The following is a 14,339-nucleotide window of genomic DNA, read 5'->3' on the forward strand; positions in this document are numbered from 1 at the left end:
TGAGCAGACTTTCATTTGAAGTACATGAGTTTGACATGTGTATCTATAGTTACACTTTATAAAAAAATCAGTGAGCTATGTCTTAAAATCAATTGATTCCTAAAAACTGAAATGGCTTTGATGCTTTAAAATAAGCATTCGTTTTCCCTGAATAGGTGATTGCTTGGTCTTTACCTAAGGTCAATTTTTTGGTTTGTCCATCTTTGAAATTAATCTCTTTTAAATCCACCCAAAATACATTGGGTGATACCGCAGATTCAAAAAAGTAAAGGCTTCTCTTATGGTCAACCACAGTTCGCCAACGTGTAGAAGAAATATTTGGTTCTTCCGCTGTATTTAATCCAAAGGGTACAGAGACATTTCTGATTACACCAAAAACACTGGCGATAGAATGCTCAGGTGAAGCATTTTTAGGTATTGCATTGATATAAAATGATGCTCTTGCAAAACGATCTGAGGCACGATTGGTTCCCGGTAGCATGACGGTTCCGCCGATTTGTTGCCAATAACTGTTCAGCGTTAACTGTTGATCAAAAGTTGGGGAATTGGTCATCACCTGATATTTGCGGTTATGATGAATCACTTGCTTGCCGTCAATATACTCAATAATTGCACTATCACCAGATGCATCAGAAATAGAGAGGTGCAGGGTAGTGAGTCGTGTATCACCTGGAACAGTATCTGTGACAACAATAAAAGGCTGTTTTTCTAAAGCACGTACAGCTTCATCTACAGTTGCATAGTTGTCTAAAACATATTGTGCCCACAATGAAATACTTAGTGGTGGTTTGTTGTTCTTTTTAGGATCTGGATAATCAGATTCGACTAACCAGAGTAAGTTAGCCACTAATCCTTTTTCATTTACCCCATCTGTAGTGGATACGCCATAACCTGTTGCCACAACGCTCCCATATTTAGACGCCCACTGAATAGAATTCGGACCAGCTAAGCCTGTACGTTTGACATTACTGGGTAAAATCCATAAATCTGTCCCTACGTCTTGTTTCCAGTCCATAGAGCGTGCAGAAATGACCTCATTATTGTCACCTAGATACACTACACGTGTACATGCAGTGCTGACTTCTGCTGCGACTAGAACGCCCGCAGCAAGTAAGATCTTTTTCAAAGCATTATTCATTATCATTCCCTCTCAAAAAATTGGTAAATTAATGCCCAAAACAGGGCCTTGTTGTGAAATATTCCAATGAAAGTTATTGGATTTATAATTTTTTTCAAAAGCAGGTAAATTAAGAATTAACTTTGTCGCAACATCAAAAGAATTGATGAGGCGTTCTGCAAAAGCAAGCTGATTCAAAATAATACCAATCGTTATATATAAATATTTATTAAAGTTCATAAAATTTCACATTTTTTGCTATGTGTTTAATTATTATACTAGCACTGATTTTTATATTTTAGATAGAAATATTTTAAAAAATTGTTGCTGATAAAACGCCTTTTATTTAATATTTTCTACATTTATTTATTAATTTTATTAAATATTTGCGGTATCTATGCTATTCTGTACAGTTGTTTTTAATAGAAATGTATATATTGTATTAATATGAGTCTAATAAATATTAATAGAGGGGTTTTAATATGTTATAAATATTAATTTTAATGATTAAATAAGTAAAGTGGATTAATTTTTTAATTTAATTTTTCGATTTAGAGTGTTTTTTGATATGAGGCTGATAAAATATTTATATATATTTGCAATTATAGAATTTAAATAAAATAAATAACTGATATAAACCAATGCTGTTGTTGTTATAAATATATCTTGATACGTGTTAATACTATCTATTCACTTAATAAAGGTGCATCTTGAATGAGTCATTAATATGAATGACAAAAAAAGAGATATCACTATGTCAAATTTTAACAAGCAACCAAGTAGCACTCAGAATAACCAACCTGATGCTAATCAAGGCAATCAATCACAAGCACCGCAGCAGCAACAAGCAAATAAAGATCAGCATAAACAACCTGATAGCAATCAAAGCAATCCATCTCAAGCACAGCCAAAGAAAGTTGAAGAAACCCAAGAGCAAAAAAAATAGCATCTAGGTTTTTATTGAATTAAGGGTAAATTGAAAGAAGGGGACTTTTTTCAATTTACTTAGGAGTTTAAATGATGATTAAAAATGTAACTGTGCATAAAATGTATGAAGAATTTCAGCAGTTTCCAGTCATACAATATGTAGGAGAATATGATGATTCATTTAATTTAATCAAACTATTTAATCCATTTAATCAGGAATTAAGTAGAATGTTTGGAACATATCAATGGGTTTTAATTGGTACTGATGAGGTGTTTTTTGTAGAGGAAGATTCAGACTTTCAAGAAAGAACCATCTAAAGAAAATAAATTATCCAAAATTTTAATCATTTTTGATAAAATAATATATTCAATTTCTTTTATAAATAAAAAATCATGTTGAGTGAGTAAATGGTTATTAAAATGCCTTCTTCCTTTGGGAGATGGGTAGGATATAGGGCTTTTACATTGATTTATGATTTTAAAATGGCTTATAAAAGAAGCCTGTTTGTAAACTTTAAATTTATTAAATTGGTTTTTTAAAAATTATAATTTTATATTAAAAAATTTATTTAAGGTGATTTTTTGATCTATTGTTGCTGTACTGAGAATGCCATGGTTTGTGATTTATTGCCTACTATCAAAACCTAAAAAGTATGTTTATCTTCAAATTAGTTTATTTGTGGCTATTTGAGTGATTTTTATACTTGGTTCTACAAGTGTTCAAGCCGATAGAAAAATCAAAATGTACGACATGATAGGACGCTATAAGATTGAAAAAGCACTGAATAAGTATTGTAATGGGCTCTCGTTATTTTCAGAATAAAGACTATGGCTAAAAAGCAAATAATTACATTTGATGAGTTTACCCGTGAACAGTTAATTTTTTCATTGAAAAAATATGCCTTAAAGGAACTCGACTTGGATCTAGGCAACTTTCCAGCGCAGTTTTTATTTGATTTTATTGTAGACGAGTTTGGCCATCATTTTTACAATCAAGCGCTCAATGATACCCATGAATGGTTGGCAGAACGATTTGCTCATTTAAATGAAGATTTATTTATCTTGTCAAAAGAAAAGGTAAACAAAGCAAAATAAACAGTCTCTTGGAAATCGTAACCAGCATGATTTCAATGCTTGATGTGATAAGGTCAGAAGAAAGGTTACCTGATTTATGATCATTCATGCTAAGAAGCTTTTAGAAAGCCTCACCTAAGTATTTTAGCGTAGTACTTATTCAGTTCTTTCGATAGACGTTTTATTGAGCCGATATCTGAAAAAATGCTCATTGCTTATGATGATCTCACCATCCAATTTAAATCCGAGTGAATAGATCCCTGTTAACTTTTTCCGTGTTGGCGGTAATAAAATCGTGATTGATTCAAAGCCCATTTCGTTAAATGCTTTGTCTATAATTTTATCAAAAATTTGTTTACCAATGCCCCAATATTGAGGGTGGAGTACCAAAGCTAAGTCGGCATCGCCATGTTCATATTGTAAGCCTCCCCAGCCTGCAAATTGACCATCAACAATAAATGCCCAAGAATCGTAACCATATTTTACCCACTGATTTTCTTTTTCATTGATCCAAGCATTACATTGATCTTCATCAAAAATAATTCCCTTGGCTAAGGGCATTTGCTTGAGGACACGTTTATGAGTATTTAATTCAATGATTTCAGACCTGCTCACATTGCTTAAACGGTCAAACACGATCTCCAATATGATTCTCCTGAAATATGAGTTGTTTGGATTGTTGTACAATCTTATGTATGCTTCATACACCGTGGAGCCCAGCTTACTGGATCCAAGTACCGAGATGAAATGACGTCGCTTTGAGTTATAGCCGATGTGCTCGGTGAAGGCTTCTATTGACGCTCTAATTTTACTTTAAGCGCATGATTCATTCGTTCAAAACCTGGCTTGGTTTTTGTCTGTAAGTTCTTAAGAAGCGGTTTGACTAAAATACCACTAAAGATTTCACTATGGATCAATCTAGTTTGATTACTGGCTATTTGCTCTAATCTAAATTTATGTTCTCCATCAAATATTCCTCTAACCAATAATTTTCCGCGCCAGCTAAATTGTTTATTTTCTTGATTTTCAAGCACAACTGCTTTAAAAGACATTTTACTTGTCGCATCATTTTGTATGGTGACATTGATCTTGCCACCTTGATGGGTTTCTCCTGAAACATTGATGATAAATGGATTCCAACTTTTATAATCTTCAAAATTTGTTAGGGTTTTCCAAACAATATCAATGGGTGCATTGATCAAAATTTCTGTGGTTATTTCAAATTTCATATTCGCTCTTTTGATTGGTTTGTATTTTTATCCAATATACACTTATTTCAACTTTTTAATATCGCTAAAATTAACCTTACTTTGTTAAGAGGTCGGTTATATTAAATCATTGAATAAAATCATAATTGTTGGATTTTTTTAACGTTGTTCTAAGCTGTGTCTTGATATGATTCATTTTTTATACTTAAAAAGCAATTAGCATAAAGGATAAGTTCAATATTTTAATCAATAAAAAATAGCTTCGTTTAAAAACTATAAATTGTTGAACACCTTATAGGATCTCTGTTGATAAAAGACTTTTAAATTGTTGTGATGTATTTCACTATAATTTATATTAGTTTGAATCGCGACTGGTTTTTGTGTAAACTAGACAGGTGATTTAGTGGTTTTATAGAGGTAATTATGATGATTTTTTATGATGGAGAGCATATTTTCCCAGAGCGTGCCAACGAATTTAAAAACTTTTTAAAGAAATACTTGATGGAACATCAAGCTGAATATTTATTAGAACAAAAAACATTTGTATACGATAGTGACTGTGACGAGTTTTTAGAGTCAGACATTCAGGAATTTTATAAAATTTGGTTGATGGCTTAATACATAACATCCTACTAAGGGAGTACTAAAAACCTAGCTTGTCAGAAAAGTGTAAAGCTCGTTCTTCTAGGTTGCTTTTTACAATGACATAGCGCACATCGTCTATATTTTAAGCATCATACTTTTTAATATGAAAATAATGTTGATCGCAGGCCATGCTAAATATATGAATGAAAAGAAATATAATAAATACCTTAATAAATATTGTATATATATGAAAAAATAAAGATTTAAAATATTTCCTTGTTAATTTCTCTGTAAATTAGAGTTTTAGAATAAATATTTGTATTTAAAATATTTTATTGCATATTTTGAATTTTTTGTGTTTGAATTTATTGAAAAATAAGTCGTTTATTCATATTTATATTCATACTGTTTTATACAAGATTGAAATTTAATCAGTGTTTTTATGCCAAATAAAATATTTTAATTATAGATTAATATTGATCTAATCCTTTGTTTAAATTAAAAAAAGTTACAAATTATTATCATAAAATAATATTATATTATAATTTCATGATACTTTTTAAACATGAGGATGTTTTAAAAGCGACTCATATTATCTCCACTTAATAAAAGGCATATATAAATGGCTAAAATTGACTTAACACCTTTAACTGAAATTGATGGGTTCACGGCAACAGCACTTGTTGATAGCACAAGTGGGTTATCATTGGCTTCATATGGAACGGGAATTGATTTGGAACTTGCGGCTGCTGGAAATACGGAGGTTTTAAAAGCAAAAATGAAAACAGCAGAAGCTTTAAATTTACGCGATACGATTGATGATATTTTAATTACCCTAGGAAAACAGTATCACTTATTGAGGCCACTGGATAAAAACAGTAGCTTATTTTTATATCTAGTATTAGATCGCCAAAAATCTAATTTAGCGATGGCACGACACGAACTCAGAGTTTTTGAAAAAGAATTAGATTTCTCATAAGCATCAATGTTTTGGCTATTGCATCAGCGCTGTTGTGATAGCCTTTTGGGTAATTTTTTGCTTTAAAATCAAAATATTTAATAACATTCACAATAATCTATACTGGATTTATTGCTGAAATTAGAAAATAAATAATTTAAACTCAAAGTCATGCATTAAGCTAAGATTATTGTGAGATAAAATTAACATTGAAAATATTTTAAATGTTATTACAATTCTATTTCTAATAAATTTAAGGGAATAAGTTATGGAAAATAAAACGGCAAGATTAACAATTTTGATTGATCCTAATAAAAAACAAGCTTTTGAGGCCTTATGCAATCGTCAAGATTTAAAGCCATCTCAGGTTGTTCGTCAATTGATCCGTGAATATTTAGACAAGCATGATGTTGAATATTCAACTAAATTACCCATAGCAAAAAATAAATAGAGAGCAATTTTCTCTGTTTATAAATATTTTATCGAGCTGTAAGGTTTGTTTAATATTTCTAGTTATTTTTAGAGCATAAAAATAATGCATTAAAACGGAAATGATCATTGCTCTTTTTTATGATTATTGCAGGCGCTATATTTTTTTGATGATTAAAATTTTTAAGCAATCATATAGAATAAAATGAGTTGCGCTCAAAAGTGGCATAAGCTGTTGAAAAACTTTAGCTGACAGACCTGTATATTTATTTTGCTTTAAAAGATCAGCGTATGTTAACGCCCTTATTTGTTATTCAATTATTTTTAAAAATAAAAAAAATAAAATAAAAAACAGAAAAGTTTAAGCTAGGATTAGCTTCATCATGTTCTATAAATTTAGCCACTCATGGTCAAGCAAATCATCCATTATAAAGGTTTAATCTTTTTTGCTATGCTTATTGCATTTGGTCTTGGTATTTTGCTCAGTAAAGCAGAGCTCCCTTTATCACAAAAAGGAAATATTGAGACGGAATGTTTCGGTATACATATTCCTGAAAATTTAAAGTACACGCAGTCTAGACAATATTGTAGGTGTTTTAAAAGCCATTTGAGTTACAGCAATAAAAGTAAAATCGAGAAAATGTGTTTAGATAAATAGAGGGAGAAGGGGGCTATCAATACCAATATGATTCACTCAACATGATTGCTTTTTGATTTATAAAAAGACATCTAATACTGCTGATGATATATAAATTTTAATGATGATCAATGCTATAGGTGATCTCGTGTGGCAGATTTATAGACTATTTTTATAAAATAATTTTTACTGGTTCGTTTTTATTTAATGTTATTTAGATTTTTTAAGGTTGATCAATATTAAATTATAGTCAATCAAACTTATCTATTATCTACCAATTAAAAAAATATTCAATTTCAAAATTGCTGTGATATCGTTCAATAATGTTACTGCATCTTGCAGATCAAAGCGCATCTGACTATATTAAAACTACAGTAGGTCGCTAAGACGCTACGAAGTAGTTGGACAGATCAATGACGGCTTGTTGAATTTGTGACTCCAGTTCAAATAAAAAATAAGCACTAGCTTTCCAACATAAAAAGCTCGCAGAAATGCGGGCTTTTCTTTTTCTGATTTTTGAAACGTCATGAAATAATTGAATCAAGCTGTATTTACACAAAGTATTCAAAGTAACTCTATATTTTATAAATAAAAAACATAGTAATGTAGCTAATTTTTAACATTGCCATAAAATCTAACAACTTTAAGCTAATTTTTAGTTTGGCGCATGCTATAAGAAAACAGTATATAAAAAAGAGGACAGAAAAATGACTGAAATGATTACAGTAAGGGTCAAGGATCAATATAGTAATGAGCTGAATGCGATGGCTTGGTTAAATAAGCTGCAAGAGCATGAGGACACAGATAATTTATCATTGTTCCAAAAAATTGATCATATCGTTGTGGATGGTGAGAAAATCTTACCAAGTATTGAGTTGCTTTTTGAGAGCAAAGAAAGTGACAGTATTTATCGTGTGATTGAACAAGTCAGCTAATTTTTATCATCAATTAAAAAACGTGTTGGGTGAAAAAGCCCAACACGTTTTATTTTTAATCAGTTTAAAATGATATAAATATTAGGGTCTGTTGACAATTCGTCTACGTTTGCGACTACGTGTGTTTTTTAGGTGATACTAGGCGCGAAATACGAAATTTAGTCATTCTAAATGAGTAGTTCGTAACGACGTAGCGGCAAAAAACACGATAGTCCCGAAGGGTTGTGGCTAAAATTATCTCAGCCTGTGTTATGAAACTCGAAAATAGTCTCGCTATTCTCTTCGTTTCATGCCTTGCCTGCTCAATTTTAGCCTACAACGCAAGCCATTTATGAAATGTCAACAGACCCTAAGCAGTTTTAAAATGATCGAGTGTAACGGCAACAAGATGATATAAGGCCAAACGGTTTTTGTTTGCATGCTCAATTGCATTTTTTTCAATTTTAAACTTATCTTGAAGTGTCCCTCGAGAATAGCTTTCAACCAAAATATGTTGAGATGAAATAGGATCGCTTTTGATACGTAAATCTTTTTGATATTTAATATTGGATACAGCATTTAAACATTGTTCAAACGTTGGATAAAAATTTGAAAGTTCTAAAGCTGTTTGGTTGGTCGATTTTGTAAGGTATTGAGTCATAATTGTCTAATTGTTTTAAATCATTGGCGTGCCCATAATTCTACAGAATGCATGTAAAACAGACAATGTGATTTTGTAAAGAGATATGAATGTCTGGGAATACGCTTAAGTCGGTTTAAAAATTAATCGGTATTTCTCCCATTTAAAATTGCAAAGTCAGGATAACATTGCCCCAATAAATCATCCCTATATACATAAAACTTTGATTTATTGGCGTTAGCTTATTTGGTTTTAAGATTTTGATATTCGCAAATAAATCAAAAATACCCTTAAATAAAAAGACTTAGAATGACTTTAAAGCACTTCATTTGTCATTCTAAGTGGGTAAATTGAAATAAATATTTAGGATCGATTTAAGATGATTGTAAATGTTGGAGTGAATAATTAATTTGTTGCATGGTTTGATTTAATTCTTGGGGAGAGATTCGACTTTCTTGAAGTGCGGTAATCCACTGCATTTGGCAAAATTTAATATCTCGAATTGATTTTGCCTGCTGTATTTGCATGACCAATTGTTTGGTCATCAAGCCGCAATGCGTCTGTAGCAGGGTAGACATTTTGTGTTTGATGTCATCAAAATTTATATAATTCAGTTCAGGCGTCGTCTCGGCATGCGCTACGTGTGTAGATGTGACAGTGTTAACGCTTTGCTGGATGGGGTTTGGATCTGCTGATTTTGTATTTTGACTGAGCTGGGTATCGTTAATAATTGTTGGATTTTCAACTGCTTTAGGCGACGGTTTAAAGCCAATTTCAGTTGTCAGATTTGAAGGGGTACGCTGATTTGATTGTTCAATCTTGGACGATTCTGATGTTATTTTTGACTTAACTTGAGGTGCACCATTCACTTGATTCTGAAAAATTAGACCAAGCTCTTCTAATTGTTGAATAAGTTCTGGTGTTGCAAGCCGTTGCTTTAGTGCACTATTCAAAATTTTAAAATCATCTGTGCCAATAAGCAGCAATAATTGTCTTTGGCGAGCAGTGAGTTGAATTGAGCGGTGTTTTAAAGTCTGAATTCCCAAGTCAGTTTTAAAATAGTGATCCATGAGTCAAATTATTCCCCAATAAATTGACCCTAGAGTAAAGAATGAAAATTACACTAATATGACTTTATTGTTACAAATCATCAGCTTAAAGTGTGACGATGTTTGCATTCTCTAAAGCTTTGCGTAAATAAGGGTCAAGTTCATCTTGACGAAGTAACCATTGCACATAGTCTTTGGGTAATTCTGCAATCGCTGTCCCACGATGCTTACCAAAGTTAATACTGCGTGGGATACGTGCATCTTCTGAGGCTTTATATAATTCTTCAATGCTTTGGATTTTGAGTTGATAAACAATATGCATGAGAATATTTGCCGTTAAAATAATATCGGCATCTGCACGATGTGCACCTTTTAACATTTCACGTGCTTTCTCACTGCCTTTACTGATCATATAAATCAGTGCTGATATATTGTGTGCTTCAGCATCAGGCCAAACAAGACGAGCAAGCGCCAGCGTACAAATGGCTTTGATATGAGCAGTATCTACGCCACACCGTTGTATAGCCTGAATATCGTAATCAATATTATGCCCAATGATATACTGGGTATGCTGAGGAAGTTCAAAGCTGGAAAAATTAGGTTGCCCGACAAGATCAGATTCTAGGATATGGTGAACCGCCATTGAGCCAAAAGAAATTTTTTCATTACCAATACTATAAAGTTGATCGAACATTTGTTCCCGATCTAAGCTTAATTTCCCTTCTTGAATTTGAATCGGTGCATAAGCAATTTCAATGGGCAATCCATTGAGTGTATGAGTTTCAGTATCTAGAATGATTGCTTGCATACCTTTGTTCCTCAACAAATAGATAAGAAAGAGCGCCTTCATAAACTAGCTTTTTTAGACGCTAAATACAAATGAAACCCATCTAAAATCCAGATAAGTGCTGGCTTTTGCTTAAATCACACGCAAAATCATTTTTTTTAGTGTGATTTATCTTTAAAATACTTAAAACCATTACTTGTAAATTAATTGAAATTTAAATCATAATATTCATCATTGATAAGAATCTATTCATTGTTAAAACTGTGAAAAATATATTAAAACCTGATTATTATGAAATTAATTTATGCTGATCGGCCTATAAAAACTACATTAAATTCAGTTGATTAATAAATAAAAAATGGATTGATGAGATAATTTAATATGTTTTAAAGATTAAATCTCATTTGATAAATTTATATTTATGACTTAATTGTAATAAAGCCTAGCTTAAATATTGCCAGGTATTATGAAGTAATAACAACATAAACATTAAACTAAGATGAGTGATCTATTGGATCAGCGCTGGCAAACGATGGGTTGACCCTGCTGACGTGATAGAAAAAAGATAAAAAGGAAGAATTATATGAAATTAAAATTACTTTCAGTGTTATTGACTGGATCTACGCTATTTCTAACTGCATGTGGTGGTGATGACGATAAAAGTGATCATTCATCGGCAGGTTCAGATGTAGATGTGAACAATATTCAAAATCCAGTGGTCAATACACCAGTACCCTATAATATTAAAAATGATGTTCTTCCACCCAATGCGGATGAAAGTGTGGTGATGACTTATAAAATGAAAGGCATCACGGGACAAGAAACTCAGGCAACCGCATTGGTCTTTACCCCTAAAACTGCACCGCCTGCTGGAGGGTGGCCAATTGTGGCTTGGGCACATGGAACGACTGGTGTTGCTGACAAGTGTGCACCGAGTAAAAATAAATTATTTGTGCCTATAGCCGATGTGCATACTCAAAAAATGGTCGATGACTTTGTTAAAGCAGGTTATGTGGTGGTTGCGCCAGATTATGAGGGTATGGGAGAACCGAGCGAGAAGGAGATCCATCCATTTTTAAATTTAAAAAGTGAAGCTTATTCAATTACCGATGCGGTGGTGGCAACCAAAAGCTGGTTAGGCAATAAAGCGTCCAACAAATGGGCGGTTGCTGGGATTTCGCAAGGTGGTCATGCAGCATTAGGTGCGGCACAGTATGCCGCCCGTGCCAATATGGACTATAAGGGTGCAGTTGCAATGGCACCGGCAAATAATCTGGAATTGATCGAAAACCTATCAGAAATGGCTTTAGCGGATGCGGATGGGTTAATTCAGATCGGTGGTTATGCTGCACTGGATACTTTAACGGCTTATATGGCAGCAGGGATAAAGGCAGTCAATCCAAGCGAGGCTGTATACAGCATTATATTTAAAACACCCACTGATAAAATTGCTGAAAAAGCAGAAAGAGAATGTATTGCAGCAATGGGAACGGCTTTTATATTGCCAATGACTGCTTACAATATTAAGAACGGAAGTCTTAAAGGTTATCCGCGTAAAAAAGAAGGCTATAAGAATGATCCAATCGTAAGACAGTTTTTGACTAAAGATTCACAACCGTTACAAACGCTCGTTAAAACCCCAATTATTATTTATCAGGGTGGTAAAGATACTGTTGTATTACCACAAGCAACGGATGCTTTGGTGGCTCAGGCACGTGCTATAACCACCAAAATTGATTATAGAACCAATTCGAGTTGGGATCATACGGGTTCATTTACCGCCAATGTTGATAATGGACAACTGCTGGAGGATATTAAGAGCTTGCTTGCCAATTAATTCTTGTGTGTTTTAGTTCGAATGATAGGCTGCTTTTATCAGGTTTTTTTAAAACAACCATAGATCAACATAAATCCTCTTCATCCTAGCCTTCTCCCTAAAAGGGAGAAGGCACCTTCAATACCAATATGACTCATTTAACAAGATCATTTTTTGATTTTTAAATCCTCTCCTTTGCAAAGTGAATACTTCTCACTTTTTAAAGAAAGCTATTTTCTATCGTTAAACTGAACTGAGTCTCGTAAAAGTGGTATTTTTCAGGTTTAGACTTTGAGGGGGAATGCTTTATTACCGAAAGATCAAATCGAAATAGGTTATGGTTTTGAATTTAATTGTATTTAGTCGCAGTTTCTATATGTTTATCCCTGATAAATCTAAGGATTAACCATCTTAAATTGGTTGAAATTTAAACATATTTTGTAGCTATTGTTAAGATTTTTTTAATTAAAATAATCAAAAGCATATTTTCTTAACGCTATAATTCACAAAATTTAGATAATATGTGAATTGTAAAATGGTTATTGATAAATGTAAAAGTAAGTGTGAAGTTATATAAATACAGCATTATTTTAGTGAATATGGTGCTAATTGCCTAATTTTTTTAAATATTTTGACGTACTTAAAGATCAAATTTTACTTGCCAAATTTTTATTTATGGCTAAATTATAATAAAGCTGAGCTTAAATATTGTGCAGTTGTGACGTAATTTAAAAAGTCATCAAGCAAAAGATCAGCGATCTAAGGGGATCGGGCTAACACATGATTTGTTAGCAATAACGTGATAGAAAAAAATGATAAACAAGGATGAATGATATGAAATTAAATTTACTCACCGTAATGTTGCTTGGATCTGGTCTATTTCTCACTGCCTGTGGTGGTAGTGATGATAATAAGGGGGATAATTCATCCACAAGTACAAATGTAAATGCAGATGTCAACAACATTCAAAACCCGGTAGTGAGCACACCTGTTGAATATGAGCATAAACAAGATTATCCACCGAATGCAGAAGAAAGTGTGGTGATGACCTATAAAATGCAAGGTATCAAAGGTCAAGAAACTCAGGCAACCGCATTGGTGTTTACCCCAAAAACAGAACCACCCGCTGGAGGTTGGCCGATAGTGGCATGGGCACATGGTAGTGTGGGGGTTGGAGATGATTGTGCGCCTAGTAGAAATCGATTAATCCTTGAGGGTTTCCTTCCAGATGTACATACTCATAAAATGATCGATAGTTTTGTTCAAGCAGGCTATGTGGTCGTTGCACCTGATTATGAAGGGCTGGGTGAGCCGAGTGGGACGGAAATCCATCCGTTTTTGCATTTAAAAAGCGCAGCCTATTCGATTACCGATGCGGTGGTGGCAACCAAAAGCTGGTTAGGCAATAAAGCATCGAATAAATGGGCAGTTGTTGGTGCCTCGCAAGGTGGTCATGCAGCATTAGGCGCGGCACAGTATGCAGCCCGTGCCAATATGGACTATAAGGGTGCAATTGCATTGGCACCTGCAAATAATCTGGAAATGATTGAAAGTTTATCAGATCTGGCGGTGGCAAATAATAAGGATGTAGAAGCTCAAATGAATAGCTATATGGTACTGGATACTTTAACAGCCTATATGGCAGCAGGGATGAAAAGTGCTTATCCGACTGAGCCTGTCTACAGTATTGTATTTAAATCACCGACGGATAAAATTGCTGAGAAAGCAGAAGGGAAAACAGAATGCCTTATATCGATGGCTTTTAATTTTAGGATACCAATGATGACTTATAGTAGAAAAAATAACAAAAGTCTAGTCGGTTATCCACGTAAAAATGAGGGGTATACCCAACATCCAATTGTAAGACAATTTCTAGATAAAGATCTACCACCACTGCAAACGCTTATTAAAACGCCAATTATTATTTATCAGGGAGACAAAGACCTGATTGTATTACCACGGGCAACAGATGCTTTGGTGGCACAGGCGCGTGCTTTAACCACCAAAATTGATTATAGAAAAGGTCCTGATTGGGATCACCTCACTGTATTCAAGGATAATGTTGAAAATGGACAACTGCTAGAAGATATTAAGACCTTGCTTGCCAATTAGTTTTTGAGTGTGTTTTAGTTCTAACAATAGGTTTTTTATCAGTCTTTTTTAAAAGCATAAATCAACAATAAATCCCCCTCATCCTA

General features: G+C 33.2%; 16 protein-coding genes. 9 read left to right on the plus strand and 7 right to left on the minus strand.

The genetic code is table 11. The features are described from left to right. Window positions 1–88: 88 nt before the first annotated feature. Window positions 89–1,138 carry a linear amide C-N hydrolase gene (locus tag MTO68_RS07280; protein ID WP_244015493.1) on the minus strand — a complete coding sequence of 350 codons (1,050 nt, stop codon included), beginning with the start codon at window positions 1,136–1,138 and terminating at the stop codon, window positions 89–91. A gap of 12 nt (window positions 1,139–1,150) precedes the next feature. Beyond that, complete coding sequence (locus tag MTO68_RS07285; RefSeq protein WP_244015494.1) at window positions 1,151–1,357, minus strand: hypothetical protein; 207 nt, start codon at window positions 1,355–1,357, stop codon at window positions 1,151–1,153. Window positions 1,358–1,871: 514 nt separating this feature from the next. On the opposite strand from MTO68_RS07285, the gene MTO68_RS07290 reads away from it, so the two are divergent. The 3 genes from MTO68_RS07290 to MTO68_RS07300 all read left to right on the plus strand — a co-directional run bounded on the left by MTO68_RS07290 (window position 1,872) and on the right by MTO68_RS07300 (window position 3,139). Then, window positions 1,872–2,063: a hypothetical protein gene (locus tag MTO68_RS07290; RefSeq protein ID WP_244015495.1), complete on the plus strand. Its 192-nt coding sequence runs from the start codon at window positions 1,872–1,874 to the stop codon at window positions 2,061–2,063. A gap of 71 nt (window positions 2,064–2,134) precedes the next feature. Continuing rightward, a complete protein-coding gene (locus MTO68_RS07295; RefSeq protein ID WP_244015496.1) occupies window positions 2,135–2,362 on the plus strand; it encodes a hypothetical protein in 228 nt (75 codons plus the stop codon). Window positions 2,363–2,872: 510 nt separating this feature from the next. Then, window positions 2,873–3,139 (plus strand): DUF2164 domain-containing protein, encoded by a 267-nt coding sequence (locus MTO68_RS07300; RefSeq protein ID WP_004820051.1) that lies wholly within the window; start codon window positions 2,873–2,875, stop codon window positions 3,137–3,139. A gap of 135 nt (window positions 3,140–3,274) precedes the next feature. On the opposite strand, the gene MTO68_RS07305 is transcribed toward MTO68_RS07300, so the two are convergent. Both MTO68_RS07305 and MTO68_RS07310 read right to left on the minus strand, forming a co-directional pair. Next, entirely contained in the window at window positions 3,275–3,763 is a 489-nt protein-coding gene (locus MTO68_RS07305) for a GNAT family N-acetyltransferase (protein WP_244015497.1), read from the minus strand. A gap of 146 nt (window positions 3,764–3,909) precedes the next feature. After that, window positions 3,910–4,347 carry an SRPBCC family protein gene (locus MTO68_RS07310; RefSeq protein ID WP_244015498.1) on the minus strand — a complete coding sequence of 146 codons (438 nt, stop codon included), beginning with the start codon at window positions 4,345–4,347 and terminating at the stop codon, window positions 3,910–3,912. A gap of 402 nt (window positions 4,348–4,749) precedes the next feature. On the opposite strand from MTO68_RS07310, the gene MTO68_RS07315 reads away from it, so the two are divergent. From MTO68_RS07315 to MTO68_RS07330, 4 genes are all read left to right on the plus strand, one after another. Then, the gene (locus tag MTO68_RS07315; RefSeq protein WP_004721972.1) at window positions 4,750–4,944 is read left to right on the plus strand and encodes a hypothetical protein; all 195 of its coding nucleotides are present in this window, start codon (window positions 4,750–4,752) and stop codon (window positions 4,942–4,944) included. A gap of 589 nt (window positions 4,945–5,533) precedes the next feature. Further along, window positions 5,534–5,890, plus strand: a complete 357-nt coding sequence (locus MTO68_RS07320) for a roadblock/LC7 domain-containing protein (protein WP_244015499.1) — start codon at window positions 5,534–5,536, stop codon at window positions 5,888–5,890. 247 nt (window positions 5,891–6,137) lie between these two features. Further along, a complete protein-coding gene (locus tag MTO68_RS07325; RefSeq protein WP_004820055.1) occupies window positions 6,138–6,320 on the plus strand; it encodes a hypothetical protein in 183 nt (60 codons plus the stop codon). A 1,322-nt stretch (window positions 6,321–7,642) separates the two neighbouring features. After that, a complete protein-coding gene (locus MTO68_RS07330; protein WP_004721965.1) occupies window positions 7,643–7,870 on the plus strand; it encodes a hypothetical protein in 228 nt (75 codons plus the stop codon). A 349-nt stretch (window positions 7,871–8,219) separates the two neighbouring features. Here MTO68_RS07330 and MTO68_RS07335 read toward each other — a convergent pair whose 3' ends face one another. The 3 genes from MTO68_RS07335 to MTO68_RS07345 all read right to left on the minus strand — a co-directional run bounded on the left by MTO68_RS07335 (window position 8,220) and on the right by MTO68_RS07345 (window position 10,346). Continuing rightward, the gene (locus tag MTO68_RS07335; protein WP_034618346.1) at window positions 8,220–8,510 is read right to left on the minus strand and encodes a hypothetical protein; all 291 of its coding nucleotides are present in this window, start codon (window positions 8,508–8,510) and stop codon (window positions 8,220–8,222) included. Between the two features lie 353 nt (window positions 8,511–8,863). Beyond that, window positions 8,864–9,559 carry a hypothetical protein gene (locus MTO68_RS07340; protein ID WP_244015500.1) on the minus strand — a complete coding sequence of 232 codons (696 nt, stop codon included), beginning with the start codon at window positions 9,557–9,559 and terminating at the stop codon, window positions 8,864–8,866. An 85-nt stretch (window positions 9,560–9,644) separates the two neighbouring features. Next, the gene (locus MTO68_RS07345) at window positions 9,645–10,346 is read right to left on the minus strand and encodes an exonuclease domain-containing protein (RefSeq protein WP_244015501.1); all 702 of its coding nucleotides are present in this window, start codon (window positions 10,344–10,346) and stop codon (window positions 9,645–9,647) included. A gap of 562 nt (window positions 10,347–10,908) precedes the next feature. Between MTO68_RS07345 and MTO68_RS07350 the strand changes: the two genes are divergently transcribed. Next, window positions 10,909–12,162, plus strand: coding sequence for an alpha/beta hydrolase (locus tag MTO68_RS07350; RefSeq protein WP_244015502.1), 1,254 nt, complete (start codon window positions 10,909–10,911; stop codon window positions 12,160–12,162). An 813-nt stretch (window positions 12,163–12,975) separates the two neighbouring features. Beyond that, window positions 12,976–14,253: an alpha/beta hydrolase gene (locus tag MTO68_RS07355; RefSeq protein WP_244015503.1), complete on the plus strand. Its 1,278-nt coding sequence runs from the start codon at window positions 12,976–12,978 to the stop codon at window positions 14,251–14,253. The last annotated feature ends 86 nt before the right edge of the window (window positions 14,254–14,339 follow it).

Origin of the sequence: Acinetobacter sp. NyZ410, assembly GCF_022828975.1 — a bacterium.
GTDB classification, from domain to species: Bacteria; Pseudomonadota; Gammaproteobacteria; order Pseudomonadales; family Moraxellaceae; genus Acinetobacter; species Acinetobacter guillouiae.